Origin of the sequence: Pseudomonas sp. Y39-6 (genome assembly GCF_023651955.1) — a bacterium.
Taxonomy (GTDB): Bacteria; Pseudomonadota; Gammaproteobacteria; order Pseudomonadales; family Pseudomonadaceae; genus Aquipseudomonas; species Aquipseudomonas veronii.
This window is the reverse complement of the sequence record NZ_CP069594.1, coordinates 656,466-674,396: the sequence shown is the minus strand read 5'-3', so window position 1 is coordinate 674,396 and position 17,931 is coordinate 656,466. Positions and strand designations below refer to the sequence as shown.

Annotated in this window: 19 protein-coding genes and 1 pseudogene; 15 read left to right on the top strand and 5 right to left on the bottom strand. The window is 62.6% G+C overall.

Going from position 1 to position 17,931, the window contains the following annotated elements; genetic code table 11:
- Positions 1-46: 46 nt before the first annotated feature.
- The 12 genes and pseudogenes from urtA to ureC all read left to right on the top strand — a co-directional run bounded on the left by urtA (position 47) and on the right by ureC (position 10,210).
- Complete coding sequence (gene urtA / locus JN756_RS02915; RefSeq protein WP_017849694.1) at positions 47-1,312, top strand: urea ABC transporter substrate-binding protein; 1,266 nt, start codon at positions 47-49, stop codon at positions 1,310-1,312.
- 142 nt (positions 1,313-1,454) lie between these two features.
- Positions 1,455-2,957 carry an urea ABC transporter permease subunit UrtB gene (urtB, locus tag JN756_RS02910; RefSeq protein WP_104904032.1) on the top strand — a complete coding sequence of 501 codons (1,503 nt, stop codon included), beginning with the start codon at positions 1,455-1,457 and terminating at the stop codon, positions 2,955-2,957.
- The gene (gene urtC / locus JN756_RS02905; RefSeq protein WP_017849696.1) at positions 2,957-4,036 is read left to right on the top strand and encodes an urea ABC transporter permease subunit UrtC; all 1,080 of its coding nucleotides are present in this window, start codon (positions 2,957-2,959) and stop codon (positions 4,034-4,036) included. Before urtB ends, urtC begins: the two co-directional genes overlap by 1 nt.
- Positions 4,033-4,881 (top strand): urea ABC transporter ATP-binding protein UrtD, encoded by an 849-nt coding sequence (gene urtD, locus JN756_RS02900; RefSeq protein WP_026140376.1) that lies wholly within the window; start codon positions 4,033-4,035, stop codon positions 4,879-4,881. Before urtC ends, urtD begins: the two co-directional genes overlap by 4 nt.
- 24 nt (positions 4,882-4,905) lie before the next feature.
- Positions 4,906-4,992 (top strand): annotated as a pseudogene (locus tag JN756_RS02895) (outer membrane lipoprotein carrier protein LolA); the annotation flags it as partial.
- A gap of 22 nt (positions 4,993-5,014) precedes the next feature.
- Positions 5,015-5,713, top strand: a complete 699-nt coding sequence (gene urtE, locus JN756_RS02890) for an urea ABC transporter ATP-binding subunit UrtE (protein WP_017849698.1) — start codon at positions 5,015-5,017, stop codon at positions 5,711-5,713.
- A gap of 30 nt (positions 5,714-5,743) precedes the next feature.
- Positions 5,744-6,583, top strand: coding sequence for an urease accessory protein UreD (locus tag JN756_RS02885; RefSeq protein WP_126589075.1), 840 nt, complete (start codon positions 5,744-5,746; stop codon positions 6,581-6,583).
- Between the two features lie 147 nt (positions 6,584-6,730).
- Complete coding sequence (locus JN756_RS02880; RefSeq protein WP_010213535.1) at positions 6,731-7,033, top strand: urease subunit gamma; 303 nt, start codon at positions 6,731-6,733, stop codon at positions 7,031-7,033.
- A 9-nt stretch (positions 7,034-7,042) separates the two neighbouring features.
- A complete protein-coding gene (locus tag JN756_RS02875) occupies positions 7,043-7,555 on the top strand; it encodes a GNAT family N-acetyltransferase (RefSeq protein ID WP_201021763.1) in 513 nt (170 codons plus the stop codon).
- Positions 7,556-7,560: 5 nt separating this feature from the next.
- Entirely contained in the window at positions 7,561-8,094 is a 534-nt protein-coding gene (locus JN756_RS02870; protein WP_017849701.1) for a GNAT family N-acetyltransferase, read from the top strand.
- Complete coding sequence (locus JN756_RS02865; protein ID WP_017849702.1) at positions 8,091-8,396, top strand: urease subunit beta; 306 nt, start codon at positions 8,091-8,093, stop codon at positions 8,394-8,396. The genes JN756_RS02870 and JN756_RS02865 overlap by 4 nt, the downstream gene beginning before the upstream one ends.
- A gap of 113 nt (positions 8,397-8,509) precedes the next feature.
- Complete coding sequence (ureC, locus tag JN756_RS02860; RefSeq protein ID WP_057006066.1) at positions 8,510-10,210, top strand: urease subunit alpha; 1,701 nt, start codon at positions 8,510-8,512, stop codon at positions 10,208-10,210.
- Positions 10,211-10,364: 154 nt separating this feature from the next.
- Here the strand turns inward: ureC and JN756_RS02855 are convergent, their stop codons facing one another.
- On the bottom strand, positions 10,365-11,309 hold the full coding sequence (locus tag JN756_RS02855) for a DnaJ C-terminal domain-containing protein (protein WP_046384870.1): 945 nt from the start codon (positions 11,307-11,309) through the stop codon (positions 10,365-10,367).
- A gap of 288 nt (positions 11,310-11,597) precedes the next feature.
- Between JN756_RS02855 and JN756_RS02850 the strand changes: the two genes are divergently transcribed.
- Positions 11,598-12,866, top strand: a complete 1,269-nt coding sequence (locus tag JN756_RS02850) for an Hsp70 family protein (protein ID WP_017849705.1) — start codon at positions 11,598-11,600, stop codon at positions 12,864-12,866.
- Positions 12,867-13,006: 140 nt separating this feature from the next.
- Here the strand turns inward: JN756_RS02850 and JN756_RS02845 are convergent, their stop codons facing one another.
- Positions 13,007-14,020 carry an AI-2E family transporter gene (locus JN756_RS02845; RefSeq protein ID WP_046384871.1) on the bottom strand — a complete coding sequence of 338 codons (1,014 nt, stop codon included), beginning with the start codon at positions 14,018-14,020 and terminating at the stop codon, positions 13,007-13,009.
- A gap of 173 nt (positions 14,021-14,193) precedes the next feature.
- The gene (locus JN756_RS02840; RefSeq protein WP_017849707.1) at positions 14,194-14,493 is read right to left on the bottom strand and encodes a PsiF family protein; all 300 of its coding nucleotides are present in this window, start codon (positions 14,491-14,493) and stop codon (positions 14,194-14,196) included.
- A 144-nt stretch (positions 14,494-14,637) separates the two neighbouring features.
- On the opposite strand from JN756_RS02840, the gene JN756_RS02835 reads away from it, so the two are divergent.
- Entirely contained in the window at positions 14,638-15,525 is an 888-nt protein-coding gene (locus tag JN756_RS02835) for a DMT family transporter (RefSeq protein ID WP_057006068.1), read from the top strand.
- 112 nt (positions 15,526-15,637) lie between these two features.
- On the opposite strand, the gene JN756_RS02830 is transcribed toward JN756_RS02835, so the two are convergent.
- Complete coding sequence (locus JN756_RS02830; RefSeq protein ID WP_046384873.1) at positions 15,638-16,528, bottom strand: esterase/lipase family protein; 891 nt, start codon at positions 16,526-16,528, stop codon at positions 15,638-15,640.
- 176 nt (positions 16,529-16,704) lie between these two features.
- Between JN756_RS02830 and JN756_RS02825 the strand changes: the two genes are divergently transcribed.
- Positions 16,705-17,235 carry a ferritin-like domain-containing protein gene (locus tag JN756_RS02825; protein WP_046384874.1) on the top strand — a complete coding sequence of 177 codons (531 nt, stop codon included), beginning with the start codon at positions 16,705-16,707 and terminating at the stop codon, positions 17,233-17,235.
- 55 nt (positions 17,236-17,290) lie between these two features.
- Here JN756_RS02825 and JN756_RS02820 read toward each other — a convergent pair whose 3' ends face one another.
- Positions 17,291-17,647, bottom strand: coding sequence for a hypothetical protein (locus JN756_RS02820; RefSeq protein ID WP_046384875.1), 357 nt, complete (start codon positions 17,645-17,647; stop codon positions 17,291-17,293).
- Positions 17,648-17,931: the final 284 nt, after the last annotated feature.

Genomic DNA, 17,931 nt, shown 5'->3' with positions numbered 1-17,931 from the left:
CTTCCAACTCTGCCACTAAAAAAATCAAATCCCCGGAGATCGCACCATGAAGCGTCGTAGTTTGCTCAAGGCTTTCACCCTATCGGCATCGATTGTCGCCATGGGCATGACCTGGACTGTGCAGGCCGCCGAGACCATCAAGGTCGGCATCCTGCATTCGTTGTCCGGCACCATGGCCATCTCCGAAACCTCGCTCAAAGACATGGCGCTGATGACCATCGACGAGATCAACGCCAAGGGCGGTGTGAACGGCAAGATGCTGGAACCAGTGGTGGTAGACCCGGCGTCGAACTGGCCGCTGTTCGCGGAAAAAAGCCGGCAGTTGCTGACCCAGGACAAGGTCGCCGTGGTATTCGGCTGCTGGACCTCGGTGTCGCGCAAATCGGTATTGCCGGTGTTCGAAGAACTCAACGGCCTGCTGTTCTACCCAGTGCAATACGAAGGCGAAGAGATGTCGCCGAACGTGTTCTATACCGGTGCAGCGCCGAACCAGCAGGCGATCCCGGCGGTGGAATACCTGATGAGCGAAGAAGGCGGCAGCGCCAAGCGCTTCTTCCTGCTGGGCACCGACTACGTGTACCCGCGCACCACCAACAAGATCCTGCGTTCGTTCCTGCATTCCAAAGGCGTCGCGGATAAAGACATCGAAGAGGTCTACACCCCGTTCGGCCACGCCGATTACCAGACCATCGTCGCCAACATCAAGAAATTCTCGGCGGGCGGCAAGACCGCGGTGATCTCCACCGTGAACGGCGACTCCAATGTGCCGTTCTACAAAGAGCTGGCCAACCAGGGCCTCAAAGCCACCGACGTACCGGTGGTGGCGTTCTCGGTGGGCGAAGAAGAACTGCGCGGCATCGACACCAAGCCGCTGGTGGGCAACCTCGCCGCCTGGAACTACTTCCAGTCGGTAGAGAACCCGGTGAACACCAAATTCGTCGCCGACTGGAAAGCCTACGCCAAGAAACACAACCTGCCGGGCGCGGACAAAGCCGTGACCAACGACCCGATGGAAGCCACCTACGTGGGCATTCATATGTGGGCGCAGGCGGCGGAGAAGGCCAAGTCCACCGACGTCGACAAAGTGCGTGAAGCCCTCGCCGGCCAGACCTTCGCCGCGCCGTCGGGTTTCACCCTGACCATGGACAAGACCAACCACCACCTGCACAAGCCGGTGATGATCGGTGAGATCCAGGCCGACGGGCAGTTCTCGGTGGTGTGGCAGACCCAGGAACCGATCCGCGCACAGCCATGGAGCCCGTACATTCCTGGCAATGACAAAAAACCTGATTACGCCGTGAAAAGTAACTAAGCCCCGCCACGGCCCCATGTGGGAGGGGGCTTGCCCCCGATAGCGGTGGATCAGTCAGTACATGCATTGCCTGACCCACCGCTATCGGGAGCAAGCTCCCTCCCACATAAAGCCGACCCGTGCATGCTCAGGACATTTTGTTATGCCCACTGCCCTCTACCGCTTGATCCTCACGGCCTTGCTGTTGCTGCCTGTTGCCGCACACGCCGGCGACGCCGAAGACTTCCTCGCCGCCAACCCGACGCAACAAGCCAAACTGCTGCAGGACTGGGCCGCCCAGCCCGACCCGGCGCGCATCGAGTTGGTGGACGCGCTGCAACAAGGCCAACTGACGGTCAACGGTGAAACCAAGACCGTGCGCCTGAACAACCGCCTGCGCGGTCTGATCGACAACGTACAGGCCAGCCTGCAACTGCTCGCCGCCGACCCCAAGGTACGCCTGGCCGCCGCGCAGACCCTGCAAAAAACCGCACAACCGGCGCAGCTCAAGTTCCTCGACCAGCGTGTCGCCGCCGAAACCGTCGAGGAGGTACACAGCGCCCTCAGCCTGGCCCTGGCCAACCTGCAACTGGTGGACAGCGACCCGCTGGTGCGTTTGGCCGCCGTGCGTCTGCTCGGCAGCACCGGCGACCCGTTGGCGCGCACACGCCTGGAAACCCTGCTCGCCCCCGGCGTGGAAACCGACGCCGCCGTGCATACCGCCGCCGAGACCAGCCTGGCCCAGGTCAAGCGCAAACTGATGCTGGGCGAGCTGCTCGGCCAGGCCTTCAGCGGCATGTCCCTCGGTTCGATCCTGCTGCTCGCGGCCCTGGGCCTGGCGATCACGTTCGGCCTGCTGGGCGTGATCAACATGGCCCACGGCGAGATGCTGATGCTCGGCGCTTATTCCACCTATGTGGTGCAGTTGCTGATGCAGCGCTACGTGCCGCACGCCATCGAGTTCTACCCGCTGATCGCACTGCCGGTGGCGTTTTTCGTCACCGCCGCCATCGGCATGGCCCTGGAGCGCACGGTGATTCGTCACCTGTACGGCCGCCCCCTGGAAACCCTGCTCGCCACCTGGGGCATCAGCCTGATGCTGATCCAACTGGTGCGCCTGGTGTTCGGCGCGCAGAACGTCGAAGTGGCCAACCCCGCGTGGCTGTCCGGCGGCATTCAAGTGCTGCCCAACCTGGTGTTGCCGTACAACCGCATCGTGATCATCGCCTTCGCCCTGTGCGTGGTGGTGCTGACGTGGCTGCTGCTCAACAAGACGCGCCTGGGCCTCAACGTGCGCGCCGTCACCCAGAACCGCAACATGGCCGCCTGCTGCGGCGTGCCCACCGGGCGCGTGGACATGCTCGCCTTTGGCCTGGGCTCCGGCATCGCCGGGCTGGGCGGTGTGGCGCTGAGCCAGATCGGCAACGTCGGCCCCGACCTGGGCCAGAGCTACATCATCGACTCCTTCCTGGTCGTGGTGCTCGGCGGTGTCGGCCAATTGGCCGGTAGCGTGATGGCCGCGTTCGGCCTGGGGATCGCCAACAAGATCCTCGAACCACAGATCGGCGCCGTGCTCGGCAAGATCCTGATCCTTGCGCTGATCATTCTGTTTATCCAGAAACGCCCGCAAGGCCTCTTCGCACTGAAAGGACGGGTGATCGACTGATGAACCAGCCATTGATGCTCACGGCCACGCAAAAGGCCGGCCCCAAGCTGACGATTGCCGTCGGCGCGCTGATCCTCGGCGTGCTGTTGGCGCTGCCGTTGCTGTCGCTGCTGCCAGCGGACAACGCGCTGCATGTCTCGGCCTACACCCTGACGCTGGTGGGCAAGATCCTCTGCTACGCCATCGTCGCCCTCGCGCTCGACCTGGTGTGGGGTTACGCCGGGATGCTGTCCCTCGGCCACGGCCTGTTCTTCGCCCTCGGCGGTTATGCCATGGGCATGTACCTGATGCGCCAGGCCTCCGGCGACGAGTTGCCGGCGTTCATGACCTTTTTGTCGTGGACCGAATTGCCCTGGTACTGGGTCGGCACCGAGCACTTCCTCTGGGCGCTGTGCCTGGTGGTACTGGCGCCGGGGTTGCTGGCGCTGGTGTTCGGCTTCTTCGCCTTCCGCTCGCGGATCAAGGGCGTGTATTTCTCGATCATGACCCAGGCGCTGACCTTCGCCGGGATGCTGTTGTTCTTTCGCAACGAGACCGGGTTCGGCGGCAATAACGGCTTCACCAATTTCCGCAGCATCCTCGGCTTCGGCATCACCGAACCGGGCACGCGCGCGGTGTTGTTTGCCGCCACCGTGCTGTTGCTGGTGAGCAGCCTGTACATCGGCTGGCGCCTGGCCCGCAGCAAGTTCGGCCGGGTGTTGACCGCCTTGCGCGATGCCGAGAACCGCCTGATGTTCTGCGGCTACGACCCGCGTGGTTTCAAGCTGTTCGTGTGGGTATTGAGCGCGGTGCTGTGCGGCCTGGCGGGGGCGTTGTACGTGCCGCAGGTGGGCATCATCAACCCCAGCGAAATGTCACCGACCAATTCCATCGAAGCCGCCGTGTGGGTGGCCCTGGGTGGGCGCGGCACCTTGATCGGGCCGCTGCTCGGCGCCGGGGTGGTCAACGGCATGAAGAGCTGGTTCACCGTGGCGTTCCCGGAGTACTGGCTGTTCTTCCTGGGGGCGTTGTTCATCATCGTCACCCTGTATTTGCCCAAGGGTGTGATCGGCCTGTTGAAGAAACGGGGTGAACAATGAGAGTGACTGCGACGGCGGAATTTATGCTCGAACCTATTCTCGACACCGGCAACGGCCGCGACGCGATCGGCATCGGCCAGGCCGCCGGCACGGGCCTCAATACGCGCCACGGCACGATCCTGACCCTGGAAGACATCAGCGTCAGCTTCGACGGTTTCAAGGCACTCAACGCCTTGAACCTCTACATCGGCGTCGGCGAACTGCGCTGCATCATCGGCCCCAACGGCGCCGGCAAAACCACGCTGATGGACGTGATCACCGGCAAGACCCGGCCCAGCCACGGCAACGCCTGGTTCGGCGAAACCCTCGACCTGACTGCGATGAGCGAAGTGCAGATCGCCCAGGCCGGCATTGGCCGCAAGTTCCAGAAACCCACGGTGTTCGAAGCCTTGAGCGTGTTCGAAAACCTGGAGCTGGCGCAGAAGACCGACAAGTCGGTGTGGGCCAGCCTGCGCGCACGCCTGAGCGGGGAACAGAAGGACCGCATCGATGAAGTGCTCGACACCATCCGCCTCACCGCCTCGGTGCATCGCCCGGCCGGCCTGCTGTCCCACGGCCAGAAACAGTTCCTGGAAATCGGCATGCTGCTGATGCAAGACCCGCAACTGTTGCTGCTCGACGAACCGGTGGCGGGCATGACCGACGCCGAAACCGAATTCACCGCCGAACTGTTCAAGCGCCTGGCGGGCAAGCACTCGCTGATGGTGGTGGAGCACGACATGGGGTTTGTCGGTTCGATTGCCGACCATGTGACCGTGTTGCACCAGGGCAGCGTGCTGGCTGAAGGGTCGCTGGAACAGGTGCAGGAAAACGAGCGCGTGATCGAGGTATACCTCGGGCGCTGAGTTCGCTTTTTTGTAGGAGCGAGCTTGCTCGCGAAAATCGTTAACGATAACGCGGGCAGCCTGAATGCACGCGGCGCCCTCAGGTTTTTCGCGAGCAAGCTCGCTCCTACAGGGAATAGAGGAGGTTTTGAGAATGCTGCAAGTCGACAAGTTGCACCAGTATTACGGCGGTAGCCACATCCTGCGCGGGCTTTCATTCGAGGTGCAGGTCGGCGAAGTCACCTGCCTGCTCGGCCGTAACGGCGTGGGCAAGACCACCCTGCTCAAGTGCCTGATGGGCCTGCTGCCCGCCAAAGAGGGCGCGGTGAACTGGGAAGGCAAGGCCATCACCGGTTTCAAGCCACACCAGCGCGTTCACGCCGGGATCGCCTACGTGCCCCAGGGCCGCGAGATTTTCGGGCGGCTGACCGTGGAAGAAAACCTGCTGATGGGCCTGTCGCGCTTTCCCGGCGCCGAGGCCAGGGAAGTGCCGGGGTTTATCTACGAACTGTTCCCGGTGCTGCTGCAAATGAAGCACCGCCGCGGGGGCGATTTGTCCGGCGGCCAGCAACAGCAACTGGCGATCGGCCGCGCCCTGGCCAGCCGGCCGCGCCTGTTGATTCTCGATGAGCCGACCGAAGGTATCCAGCCGTCGGTGATCAAGGAGATCGCGGCGGTGATCAAAAAGCTTGCGGCCCGTGGCGACATGGCGATCCTGTTGGTGGAGCAGTTCTACGACTTTGCCGCCGAACTGGCCGACCAGTACCTGGTGATGTCACGCGGGGAAATCGTCCAGCAAGGCCGTGGCGAAAATATGGAACGCGACGGTGTGCGCGGTCTCGTAACCATCTAATCTGTAGCGTCCTAACGATAAGCACACGCCATGAACCTGCCCGTTTCCACTGCCCTGTTCACCCCCAGCTGGCACGCCGAGCTGGAGCTCGGCTACGCGCGTTTCGGCGCCACCACGCGCCCGGTGATGCGCCGCCACCTCGGCCCGCTGCGCGTGCAGAAACACCTGTACGCCGAAGGCCCCGAGGTGTGCCAGCACATCATCGTGCATCCGCCCGGTGGCATTGCCGGCGGCGACCGCCTGGACATCCGCGCCCACGTCGCCGCGGGCGCCTGGGCGCAATTGACCAGCCCTGGCGCGGCCAAGTGGTACCGCGCCAGCGGCCCGGCGTTTCAGCAACTGGAGCTGAGCGTCGAGGCCGGCGCCACCCTGGAATGGCTGCCTCAGGAAACCATCGTGTTCAGCGCCGCCCAGGCCGAACTCAGCACACGCATCGCGCTGCACGGCGATGCGCGGCTGTTGTACTGGGACGTGGTCGCCCTCGGCCGCCCGGCCAGCGGCGAGCGCTTCGACCTCGGGCACTTTCAATCGCACCTGGATATCCGCCGCGACGGCCAGTTGCTCTGGCACGAACGCCAGCGCATTGTGGGCGACGATGGCTTGCTCGACTCACCGATCGGCCTGGACGGACAACCGGTATTCGCCACCTTGTTGCTGACCGGTGATATCGAGCCTGAATTACTCGAACACTGCCGCTCGCTGCCCCATGCGGTGCGCGGCGACCTGACCCAACTGCCCGGCTTGCTGGTCGCCCGCTGCCTGGCCAGCGAGGCGCTGCTGGCGCGGGGCTGGTTGATTGATTTATGGCGGCTGTTGCGCCCGGCGGTGCTGGGCCGAGAGGCCGTAGCACCGCGAATCTGGAGCACATGAAGATCAACATGTGGGAGGGGGCTTGCCCCCGATGGCGGTGGGTCAGTTACAGATGCATTGCCTGACACTCTGCTATCGGGGGCAAGCCCCCTCCCACACTTGATCTCCATTGTATTTAAGAATGCATTTTATGAAGGACCTTGAACCATGGACCTGACCCCACGGGAAAAAGACAAACTGCTGATCTTCACCGCAGGCTTAGTTGCCGAACGGCGCCTGGCGCGCGGCGTGAAGCTCAACTACCCGGAAACCATCGCCTACATCTCCGCCGCGCTGATGGAAGGCGCCCGCGACGGCCGTACCGTGGCCGACCTGATGCACTTTGGCACCACCCTGCTCAGCCGCGAGCAGGTGATGGAAGGCATCCCGGAGATGATCCCGGATATCCAGGTGGAAGCCACCTTCCCCGATGGCACCAAACTGGTGACCGTCCACCAACCCATCGCGTGAGGCCCAGCCATGATTCGTGATGCAACCGAGCAAGACCTGCCAGCGATCCGCGACATCTACAACGACGCGGTGCTGAACACCACGGCGATCTGGAACGAACAGCCGGTGGATCTGGCTAACCGCCTGGCCTGGTTCACTGCGCGCCAGGCGCAGCGCTACCCGATCCTGGTCGCGGTGGAAAACCACGAAGTGACGGGCTACGCCTCGTTCGGCGACTGGCGCCCCTTCGAGGGTTTTCGCTACAGCGTCGAGCACTCGGTGTACGTGCGCAACGATCAGCGCGGCAAAGGCCTCGGCCCACGCCTGATGCAAACCCTGATCGAACGCGCGCGCGCCGACGGTAAACACGTGATGGTCGCCGCCATTGAAAGCGGCAACCAGGCCTCGCTCCGCCTGCATGAGCGCCTGGGTTTCAGCACCACCGGGCAGATGCCGCAAGTGGGCATCAAATTCGGCCGCTGGCTCGACCTGACCTTTATGCAACTGACCTTGAATCCGGGCGCCGAACCGCCCCAGGAGTGAGATCGATGAACGCCGCGCAACTGCGTCGAGTCAATGCTGAAAGTTTTGCCCACTATCGCCAGGGCTTGATCGAGCTGTTGCTGGATGCGGTCAGGCACGGCGCGTCGATCGGCTTCATGGCCGACTTCGATGAGGCCCAGGCCCGCGCGTATTTGCACGGCGTGCAAGCGAGCATCGAAGACGCCAGCCTGTTGCTGTGGGTGGTGGTGCGCGACGAGCGGGTGATCGCCAGCGTGCAACTGGCGCTGTGCCAGAAAGCCAACGGTCTGAACCGCGCCGAAGTGCAAAAACTGCTGGTCCACAGCAGCGCCCGCCGCCACGGCCTGGGCCACCAGTTGATGCACGCCCTGGAACTCGCCGCGCGCCAACACAAGCGCGGCCTGCTGTACCTGGACACCGAAGCCGGCTCCGAGGCCGAAGCCTTCTACCAGGCGCTGCGCTACACCAAGGTCGGTGAACTGCCCGATTACTGCCAAAGCCCGGACGGGCGCTACAGCCCGACCGCCATCTACTACAAGACCCTGGGGCAACCTGCATGATTCCTGGTGAATTTCAGATCCAGCCTGGCGACATCGAACTCAACGTCGGCCGCCGCACCGTCAGCCTGAGCGTGGCCAACAGCGGCGACCGGCCGATCCAGGTGGGCTCGCACTATCACTTTTTCGAGACCAATGACGCGCTGACCTTCGACCGCGCATTGAGCCGCGGCATGCGCCTGAATATCCCGGCGGGCACCGCGGTGCGCTTCGAGCCGGGGCAGAGCCGTGAGGTCGAGTTGGTCGACTTCGGCGGTGGGCGGCGGGTGTTCGGGTTTGCCGGGCGGATCATGGGCGACCTTTAGGGCCTCATCGGGGGCAAGCCCCCTCCCACAGTTGGAACGCATTCCCATGTGGGAGGGGGCTTGCCCCCGATAGCGATTTCACATTCAACACATTTTTCTCAGGGCTCACACACATGAAAATCAGCCGCCAAGCCTACGCCGACATGTACGGCCCCACCGTCGGCGACAAGGTCCGCCTGGCCGACACCGAGTTGTTCGTCGAAGTGGAGCAGGACTTCACCGTCTATGGCGAAGAGGTCAAATTCGGCGGCGGCAAGGTCATCCGCGATGGCCAGGGCCAGAGCCAATTGCTCGCCCATGAAGTGGTCGACACGTTGATCACCAACGCGCTGATCATCGACCACTGGGGCATCGTCAAGGCCGACGTCGGCCTCAAGAACGGCCGCATCCACGCCATCGGCAAGGCCGGCAACCCGGATATCCAGCCCGGCGTGACCATGGCCATCGGCGCCAGCACCGAAGTGATCGCCGGTGAAGGCATGATCCTCACCGCCGGCGGCATCGACAGCCACGTGCATTTCATCTGCCCGCAGCAGATCGAAGAAGCGCTGACCAGCGGCGTCACCACCCTGATCGGCGGCGGCACCGGCCCGGCCACCGGCACTAACGCGACCACCTGCACCTCCGGCCCGTGGCACCTGGCGCGCATGCTGCAGGCCAGCGACTCGTTCCCGATGAACATCGGTTTCACCGGCAAGGGCAACGCCAGCCTGCCGGAGCCGCTGATCGAGCAGGTCAAGGCCGGCGCCATCGGTTTGAAGCTGCATGAAGACTGGGGCACCACGCCCGCGAGCATCGACAACTGCCTGAACGTCGCCGACCAATACGATGTGCAGGTGGCGATTCACAGCGACACCCTCAACGAGTCCGGCTTCGTCGAAACCACGCTGGCCGCGCTCAAGGGCCGCACCATCCACACCTACCACACCGAAGGCGCTGGCGGCGGCCACGCACCGGACATCATCAAGGCCTGCGGCTTCCCCAACGTGCTGCCCAGCTCGACCAACCCGACGCGGCCGTTCACGCGCAACACCATCGACGAGCACCTGGACATGTTGATGGTCTGCCATCACCTCGACCCGAGCATCGCCGAAGACGTGGCCTTCGCCGAAAGCCGCATCCGCCGCGAAACCATCGCCGCCGAAGACATCCTGCACGACCTCGGCGCGTTCTCGATGATCAGCTCCGACAGCCAGGCCATGGGCCGCGTCGGTGAAGTGATCACGCGCACCTGGCAAACCGCCGACAAGATGAAAAAACAGCGCGGCGCCCTGCCCGGCGACGGCCCCGGCAACGACAACTTCCGGGCCAAGCGCTACATCGCCAAGTACACCATCAACCCGGCGATCACCCATGGCATCAGCCATATCGTCGGTTCCATCGAAGTCGGCAAATGGGCTGATCTGGTGCTGTGGCGGCCGGCGTTCTTTGGCATCAAGCCGACGCTGATCCTCAAGGGCGGCGCGATCGCCTCAAGCCTGATGGGTGATGCCAACGCCTCGATTCCCACGCCGCAGCCGGTCCACTACCGGCCGATGTTCGCCAGCTTCGGCAGCGCCCTGCACGCCACCAGCCTGACCTTTATCAGCCAGGCCGCCGCGGACGCCGGCTTGCCGCAAGCCTTGGGCCTGAAGAAGCAGATCGCAGTGGTCAAGGGCTGCCGCGACGTGCAGAAAACCGACCTGATCCACAACGACTACCTGCCGCACATCGAGGTGGACCCGCAGACGTATCAGGTCAAGGCCGACGGCGTGTTGCTGTGGTGTGAGCCGGCGGATGTGCTGCCGATGGCGCAGCGCTACTTTCTGTTCTGAAGCGCCCTACGCCACGCTGGCGCTGCGCCCCATCGCCCGGAGGGAACGGGGCTTGAGCGTGGGCCATGAATAGCGCCTCATTGTGAAAATGAGCAGCTTATTCATGGCCCCCACGGGCCTGGGCCGAACTCTGCAAGACAGTCGCCCGGGAGGGTCAGGCGTTCCAGCCTTTGCGCGGATCGAAGGCGGCGCTGTCGGCCAGCGCCTTCCACAACCCGAGCACCTCCTCGCTGGCTTCTTTGGGCATCACCACTTTGAGCTGGATGAACAGGTAACCGCGCTGGCCACTCTTGTTCAGCAGGCCATGGCCCTTGGCGCGCATGCGCTGGCCGTTCTGGCTGCCGGCCGGGACCTTGAGGTTGATCTTGCCGGTCAGGGTCGGCACCGCGACTTCGGTGCCCAACGCCAGCTCCCACGGTGCCACCGGTACGGTGATCACCAGGTTTTCGCCTTCGACCTCGAACTTGGGGTGCGGCGCAAACTTGACGATCAGGTACAGATCACCATTGGCCCCGCCGCCAACGCCCGGCGCGCCCTGGCCCTTGAGGCGGATGCGCTCGCCGTCGGTCACCCCGGCAGGGATCTTCACGTTCAGGCTCTTGGTGGTGTTGCTGACATGCCGGCCCGAGGCGTCGTATTGCGGCACCTGGAAGCTGATCTGCTTGGACTCGGTCGACAGCGTCTCCTCAAGAAACACCGACAGTTGCATCTCCACATCCTGGCCCTTGCGCCCGGTACTGCGGCGCTGACCGCCGCCGAACGCATCGCCGCGCCCGCCGAAGATCGAACTGAAGAAGTCCGAGAAGTCGCCCGTGTCCTGGCCGCCGCCATAGCCGCCACGGCTCTGCCAGCCCGGTGGGCCCTGGAACGGCTGGCCATGCTGGCCGTATTTGCGCAACTCGTCGTACTCGGCACGCTTGTCGGCACTTTTCAGCGCTTCATAGGCTTCGGACGCGTCCTTGAACTTGGCTTCGGCGTCTTTTTCCTTGCTCACGTCCGGGTGATATTTGCGCGCCAGCTTGCGATAGGCGGCCTTGATCGCCTTGTCGTCCGCTGTCGGCTCCACGCCAAGGATCTTGTAATAGTCTTTAAAGTCCATCTGGGGGGTCACCCTCCGTCATCGATATCGCACAGCCAAGGGCACAGCATGCGCCGGTTTGCAGCGTTTGGATTGACTGAACTCAATCCCAAGCCGATGGATGCGTCTGAGTAGTTTATCGGCACCGCACGAATAACCTTGCAGCCGCCGACCGTATGCTGGACAAGTTGGGGGCAAACCCCGCTCTTTCAAGGCGCGCCGCCGGCTATTTAACAGATCGTCGGCCTACGCATCTGCACGCGGGTGGCATACACTGCGCGGCCGTTTTTCAACCGGAACCCGATAGACATGAAAAACCCATCCCCAGCCCGTGCCTGCGGCATCGACTTCGGCACGTCCAACTCCACCGTCGGCTGGATTCGCCCCGGCATGGAAACGCTTATCGCGCTGGAGGACGACAAAATCACCTTGCCGTCGGTGGTGTTCTTCAACTTCGAGGAGCGCCGCCCGGTCTACGGTCGCCTGGCGCTGCACGAATACCTGGAGAACTACGAAGGCCGGCTGATGCGCTCGCTCAAGAGCCTGCTGGGTTCCAAGCTGATCAAGCACGACACCAGCGTGCTGGGCACCGCGATGCCGTTCACCGACTTGCTCGCGCTGTTTATCGGCCAACTCAAGAGCCGCGCCGAAGCCACCGCCGGCCGCGAGTTCGAAGAAGTGGTGCTGGGTCGCCCGGTGTTTTTCGTCGATGACGACCCGATGGCCGACCAGGAAGCCGAGAACACCTTGGTCGACGTGGCGCGCAAGATCGGCTTCAAGGACATCTCGTTCCAGTACGAACCGATTGCCGCGGCCTTCGACTACGAGTCCACCATCGAAAAAGAAGAGCTGGTGCTGATTGTCGACATCGGCGGCGGTACCTCGGACTTCTCGCTGGTGCGCCTGTCGCCGGACCGTCGCCACAACGACAACCGCCACGACGACATCCTCGCCACCGGCGGCGTACACATCGGCGGTACCGACTTCGACAAACAACTCTCGCTGGCCGGCATGATGCCGCTGTTCGGCTACGGCAGCCGCATGAAAAGCGGCGCGTACATGCCCACCAGCCATCACATGAACCTGGCCACCTGGCACACCATCAACTCGGTGTACTCGCAAAAATCCCAGTTGGCCCTGGGCAGCATGCGCTATGACATCGAAGACACCGGCGGCATCGACCGCCTGTTCAAGCTGATCGAACAGCGGGCCGGGCACTGGTTGGCGATGGAAGTCGAAGAAACCAAGATCCAGCTGACCCACGAAGACAGCCGTCATGTGCTGCTCGACCGGGTTGAGCCGGGCTTGAGCGTAGACCTGAGCCGCACGTTGTTCGAGTCGGCCATCGACGGGCTGCTGGAGCGCGTGCGCAACAGCGTCACCCAATTGCTCAGCGACGCGTCGGTGGATGTGGCGCAGGTGGACACGGTGTTCTTTACCGGCGGTTCCAGCGGCATTCCGGCGCTGCGCCACAGCATCTCGGCGATGCTGCCGAATGCGCGGCATGTGGAAGGGAATATCTTCGGCAGTATCGGCAGCGGGTTGGCGATCGAGGCCAGCAAGCGCTACGGCAGCTGATACCGTCGCACTGCCCCCCTGTAGGAGCGAGCTCGCTCGCGAAGGACGCCAACGATAACGCGGGCTGTCTGACGGCGCGCGGCGCTCTTGGGTTTTTCGCGAGCAAGCTCGCTCCTACAGCAGAGCAGTGTCCTCCCTCCTCAGACCATCCCGCCGAGCTTCAGCTCACTCTTCAGGTACGCATAGTAAATCGGCCCCGCCACCACCCCCGGCAGGCCGAACGCGGCTTCGAATACCAGCATCGCCAGCAACAACTCCCACGACTTGGCACTGATCTGCCCGCCGACGATGCGCGCATTGAGGAAATACTCGACCTTGTGGATCACGATCAAATACCCCAGCGCCGCCACCGCGACCCAGATCGACAGCGACAGCGCGACGATGGTGATCAGGGTGTTGGACATCAGGTTGCCGATCACCGGCAGCAGGCCGAGCAGGAAGGTCAGCACGATCAGGGTCTTGGTCAGCGGCAGGTGAATCCCGCACAGCGGCAGCACCACGGCGAGGAACACGGCGGTAAACACGGTGTTGAGGGCGGCGATCTTGATTTGTGCGAAGACGATGTTGCGAAACGCCTGGACCAACAGGTGCAGACGATCGAACAGCGCGGCAGCCAGGGGTTTGCGCTTGGTCAGGTCGGGGATGCGCTGCAGCGCCATGATCGCGCCGAGCACCATGCCGATCAGCAGGGTGACGAACATGTGGGCGGCATCTTTGCCCACCAATTGCAGATCGCTGAGGTGTTTGCTGATCCAGTCGCCGATGGCCACCCGGAATTCGGCGGCGCTGGCGGGCAGGTAAGCGTCGAGGAACGGCGGCAGCTGGCCGCGCGCGCGGTCGACCACGCCCATGAATTTGTCGAGGGAGGCCCCGGGGTTTTCCGCTTCGTGGAGCAGGAAGCTGATCGCGCCGGCAAAGATCAGGGTCAACACGCTGACGATCAGGGTGCCGAGCAAGGCCACGGCCAGCCAGCGCGCACGCCGACCTTCGATCAGCCGTTGCAGTTGAGGGGTAAGCATGTTGACCAGTTCAAATACCAACAGCCCGGCCAGCAGGCTGGGCAGCAACTTCAGCGGCAGAACCAGCAGTAATCCGCCGAAAATGATGATGTAACTGGCCAGCAATAACACGTGACGCTGAGAAAACGTTGGCATACAGCCTCAAAACGAACGGCGTTAAAGGATGGGCAGTCTGCCAGCCTTGAGGGAATCAAGCGAGTGGATCGGTAGTCAATGCGATCAAGCGTGGGAGCGGGCTGGCCCTTCAGGTAGACCGGGGGGCCCAGCCAGCCGCCCACATTTGATCTTCAGCGAGCGCGAACGCGCGATCAGCCTTTGAGACAGGTGCTCATGAACGTCTTGCGCGCATCGCCGGTCAGCGCCTTGGTTTTCGCCGACGCATTGCAATCTTTCATCTTCTGCTGCTGCGGGGTCAGCGTCTTCGCATCATTGGCGGCGGGCGCCGACAGGCAGGTTTTCATGAACGCTTTGCGCTCGTCGCCTTTGAGCGTCTTGGTGGTGGCCTCGGCATTGCAGGTGGTCATTTTATTTTGCTGGGCGGTAGCGGCAAAGCCTTGGGAACACAGCAGCAGGCCCATCATCAACAACGGAATTCGCAGCATCTTCATGGAGTTTTCTCCCTGTTACCGCGCCGGAGGGCGCGGCCTACGGAGGAGTGTAGCCAAACCTTGTAACATCTTCACCGACTACGGATGTTCGCCCGTCGGTACTGCGCCATACTCCCGTCTCACCAACACCTTGGGTTGTTTTCAATGCAATACGCGTATCCCCTGCTGGCCATTTTCATCTGGGCCGGCAACACCGTGGTCAACAAACTGGCCGTGGGTTCGATCTTCCCCGCTGAAATCGGCTTCTACCGCTGGTTGCTCGCGGCGCTGCTGTTTACCCCGTTCATGCTCAAGCCGGTGATTGCCCAGTGGCCGATCATCCGCCCGAACCTGGGCAAGATTTTTATCCTCGGCGTGCTGGGCATGGCGGTGTATCAAAGCCTGGCCTATTACGCCGCGTCGCTGACCAGCGCCACCAACATGGGCATCATCCTGTCGCTGATGCCATTGATGGCGTTGACGGCGGCGATCATCAGCCTCGGCCAACGCCTGACCTTCGGCGCGCTGAGCGGCGCGGTGCTGTCGTTCGCTGGCGTGGCGGTGGTGGTGTCGTCCGGCAGCCTGGGCACGCTGCTGCAACACGGGGTCAACCTGGGCGACGCGATGATGCTGGTCGCCACCCTGGCCTACGCGGTCTACAGTACCCTGCTGAAAAAATGGCAGCTGCGCCTGCCGCCGTTGGTGTTGCTGTATCTGCAGGTGCTGGTGGCCGTGGTGGTGCTGTTTCCGCTGTTTCTGTACTCGGCAAAAGCCGGGTTGGGCTGGGCGAATATTCCGTTGGTGCTGTACGCCTGCCTGCTGGCCTCGATGCTCGCACCATTGGCCTGGATGCACTCGGTGAAAACCCTGGGGCCGAGCCGCACCACGTTGTTTTTCAACCTGCTGCCGCTGATTACCGCGCTGATCGCGGCGCTGGTGTTGAAGGAAGCGTTGGCGCTGTATCACCTGGTGGGCGGGCTGCTGACGTTGGGCGGGGTGATTTTGTCGGAGCGCTGGACTACGCCGGTCGGGCGTAAGCTGGGCGTTGCCTGAGCTATCGCTATCGGGGGCAAGCCCCCTCCCACAGTTGACCGAGGCGCCAGGGCGAACGCGGTCCAATGTGGGAGGGGGCTTGCCCGCGATGAACGATAACGCGGTGCATCTCCTACACCCCAGCCGCCTTGAGCCTCTGCGCATGCTCGACGAACAAGCGGATCGGCTCCGCGCCCTTGCCCACCAGCCCCAGCGACTGGTTGACGATATCGAAATGGTCGAGGGCGTAGTCATCGCCGATCACCGTCCCCAGGTGTGAACTGTAGCGCCCGACCATGCCATCGCACTGGCCTTTCTCGCGCACGAAGCTGCGGGCGAACAAGCGGCAACTGCGATTCGTGCCATCGAGCAGGTTGCGCCCGCGATCGGTCTTACCCGGCTGCAAGGTGCCGGACCATGAGTAATAGCGCACGCCATTGACCTCTGCGGCGCCCTGCCCGCCCCATGTCGGCGGCAATCCCTGGGGATACTCACGATTGAACACCGCCACGCCGGCGCTGGTCAGCGACTGGTGCGAGGCATGCAGGTCGGCCTTGAAGCGCGGGCCTCGGTAGCCGGTCTCCAGCAGGCTCATGACGGCGGCGACCAGATGAAACAGCGCGCTGACCATCCGGCCTTTGAGGCTGCCCCGGGGGTAATGGGTGTGGAAATAATCCGCCAGCTCCGAACCGTGGTTGGGGCCGGCCACCGACGTCACCGAGGCGATCCACTGCGGACATTTGGCCGCGGCATAGCGCGCAGTGAGCGAACCCTGGCTGTGGCCGATCAGGTTGACCTTGTCGGCACCGGTTTCGCGGCGAATCCGCTCGACCTGCGCGAGCAACTGCTCGCCACGCACCTCGCTGGAATCGAGCGGCGCCACCTGCACCGCAAACACCTGCGCCCCGCCGGCCCGCAACGCCGGGACGATGCCGTACCAGTAAGGAAACAATCCCAGGCGCACAAACCCCAGCATGCCCGGCACCAGCACCAAGGGGTAACGCGTGGCTAACGACTGCGACATGAAGCGAACGTCCTTGATCAAGAAAGGATGAGCGCAGGCTAACCCAATCCGGCGACGGGCTGATGACATCTGCCGGCAAATCCAATAAAACTTTTTGCCCCGCCCACGACTCACAACTTGGAGCGATCACGCCGACAGAGCGTGGCGTAAAACCGGATTAGCCCCAGGAGGTTGAGATGACTGCAGCAAACCTGACTGACGTTGCGACCCTGCGCCAACGCGCCCGCCAGAACGTCGAAAACGGCGCCGTGACCGAAGGCTACGACGCCGACCGCGAAGAGATTATTCGCCTGCTCAATGCCTCGCTGGCCACCGAACTGGTCTGCGTGCTGCGCTACAAGCGTCACTACTTCATGGCCAGCGGCGTGAAGGCGCAGATCGCCGCTGCAGAATTCCTCGAACATGCGACCCAGGAAGCCGAACACGCCGACAAACTCGCCGAACGTATCGTGCAGTTGGGCGGCGAGCCGGAATTCAACCCGGACCTGCTATCGAAGAACGCCCATGCGCAATACGTGGCCGGCAACAATTTGAAGGAAATGGTCTACGAAGACCTCGTCGCCGAGCGGATTGCGGTCGACAGCTACCGTGGAATCATCCAGTACATCGGTGACAAAGACCCGACCACCCGCCGCCTGTTCGAAGAAATCCTGGCTCAGGAAGAAGAGCATGCGGATGACATGGCGGATATTCTCGAAAGTCTGTAAATGACTGCGCGTCTAAAAAGGGGGAAGCGGATTAGACCGCTTCCCCTTTTGACCGTCAGTTCGTCAGAAACCATGACAGGACCATTCCAGTGATGGAAAACAGTGTGAGCAGGAAGGGCATGACCATCCAGAGTTTGAGTCTTATGGGAATAGCTTTCACATCTTCAACGAGTACTAAACGTCTCCATTGAAAAGCCGCGGGCATAAGAATAACAAGGGCGACAGCGAAGAGTCTCTTCATCCTCCCCTCAAACAATCCGGCTTTGAACATGTGCTTGAACATCACTATAAATGTGCTGAACCGCAAATAGCTCTCGGCCTCTTCCAGCTTTGTATACATAGAATAAAAAGATATAGGGAAACTCAGCATCATAATAACCCCCGAGACTATCCCCATGGACTCAAGCGTCATTGCCCACTCCCTGAAACTTGGTAAAGGAGGGAGCCTATTTGCTCACCGGTGTGGCTACCTAAAGCGCCCACGGCTACGCCCTTTATGGCGATAAACACATAAGGCTCCTGCATCGCGTCCACCTCCAAGTGACTGTGACCGCCGACTATAAGAAGGCGCCGCAGGAGGTATAAGGGGAATCAGGGGCGGATTTGCTGTTTCAGAAATGAACTACGCAAGACCAGGAGCACACTTACAGCACCGCCATCAAAAAGGCGCCCCTAGGGGCGCCCTTTCTTACGACT

Bases quoted from the DNA above. Each gene is read 5' to 3' on its own strand.
- urtA (WP_017849694.1), top strand. From the start codon at position 47: ATGAAGCGTCGTAGTTTGCTCAAGGCTTTCACCCTATCGGCATCGATT.
- urtB (WP_104904032.1), top strand. From the start codon at position 1,455: ATGCCCACTGCCCTCTACCGCTTGATCCTCACGGCCTTGCTGTTGCTG.
- urtC (WP_017849696.1), top strand. From the start codon at position 2,957: ATGAACCAGCCATTGATGCTCACGGCCACGCAAAAGGCCGGCCCCAAG.
- urtD (WP_026140376.1), top strand. From the start codon at position 4,033: ATGAGAGTGACTGCGACGGCGGAATTTATGCTCGAACCTATTCTCGAC.
- urtE (WP_017849698.1), top strand. From the start codon at position 5,015: ATGCTGCAAGTCGACAAGTTGCACCAGTATTACGGCGGTAGCCACATC.
- JN756_RS02885 (WP_126589075.1), top strand. From the start codon at position 5,744: ATGAACCTGCCCGTTTCCACTGCCCTGTTCACCCCCAGCTGGCACGCC.
- JN756_RS02880 (WP_010213535.1), top strand. From the start codon at position 6,731: ATGGACCTGACCCCACGGGAAAAAGACAAACTGCTGATCTTCACCGCA.
- JN756_RS02875 (WP_201021763.1), top strand. From the start codon at position 7,043: ATGATTCGTGATGCAACCGAGCAAGACCTGCCAGCGATCCGCGACATC.
- JN756_RS02870 (WP_017849701.1), top strand. From the start codon at position 7,561: ATGAACGCCGCGCAACTGCGTCGAGTCAATGCTGAAAGTTTTGCCCAC.
- JN756_RS02865 (WP_017849702.1), top strand. From the start codon at position 8,091: ATGATTCCTGGTGAATTTCAGATCCAGCCTGGCGACATCGAACTCAAC.
- ureC (WP_057006066.1), top strand. From the start codon at position 8,510: ATGAAAATCAGCCGCCAAGCCTACGCCGACATGTACGGCCCCACCGTC.
- JN756_RS02855 (WP_046384870.1), bottom strand. From the start codon at position 11,309: ATGGACTTTAAAGACTATTACAAGATCCTTGGCGTGGAGCCGACAGCG.
- JN756_RS02850 (WP_017849705.1), top strand. From the start codon at position 11,598: ATGAAAAACCCATCCCCAGCCCGTGCCTGCGGCATCGACTTCGGCACG.
- JN756_RS02845 (WP_046384871.1), bottom strand. From the start codon at position 14,020: ATGCCAACGTTTTCTCAGCGTCACGTGTTATTGCTGGCCAGTTACATC.
- JN756_RS02840 (WP_017849707.1), bottom strand. From the start codon at position 14,493: ATGAAGATGCTGCGAATTCCGTTGTTGATGATGGGCCTGCTGCTGTGT.
- JN756_RS02835 (WP_057006068.1), top strand. From the start codon at position 14,638: ATGCAATACGCGTATCCCCTGCTGGCCATTTTCATCTGGGCCGGCAAC.
- JN756_RS02830 (WP_046384873.1), bottom strand. From the start codon at position 16,528: ATGTCGCAGTCGTTAGCCACGCGTTACCCCTTGGTGCTGGTGCCGGGC.
- JN756_RS02825 (WP_046384874.1), top strand. From the start codon at position 16,705: ATGACTGCAGCAAACCTGACTGACGTTGCGACCCTGCGCCAACGCGCC.
- JN756_RS02820 (WP_046384875.1), bottom strand. From the start codon at position 17,647: ATGACGCTTGAGTCCATGGGGATAGTCTCGGGGGTTATTATGATGCTG.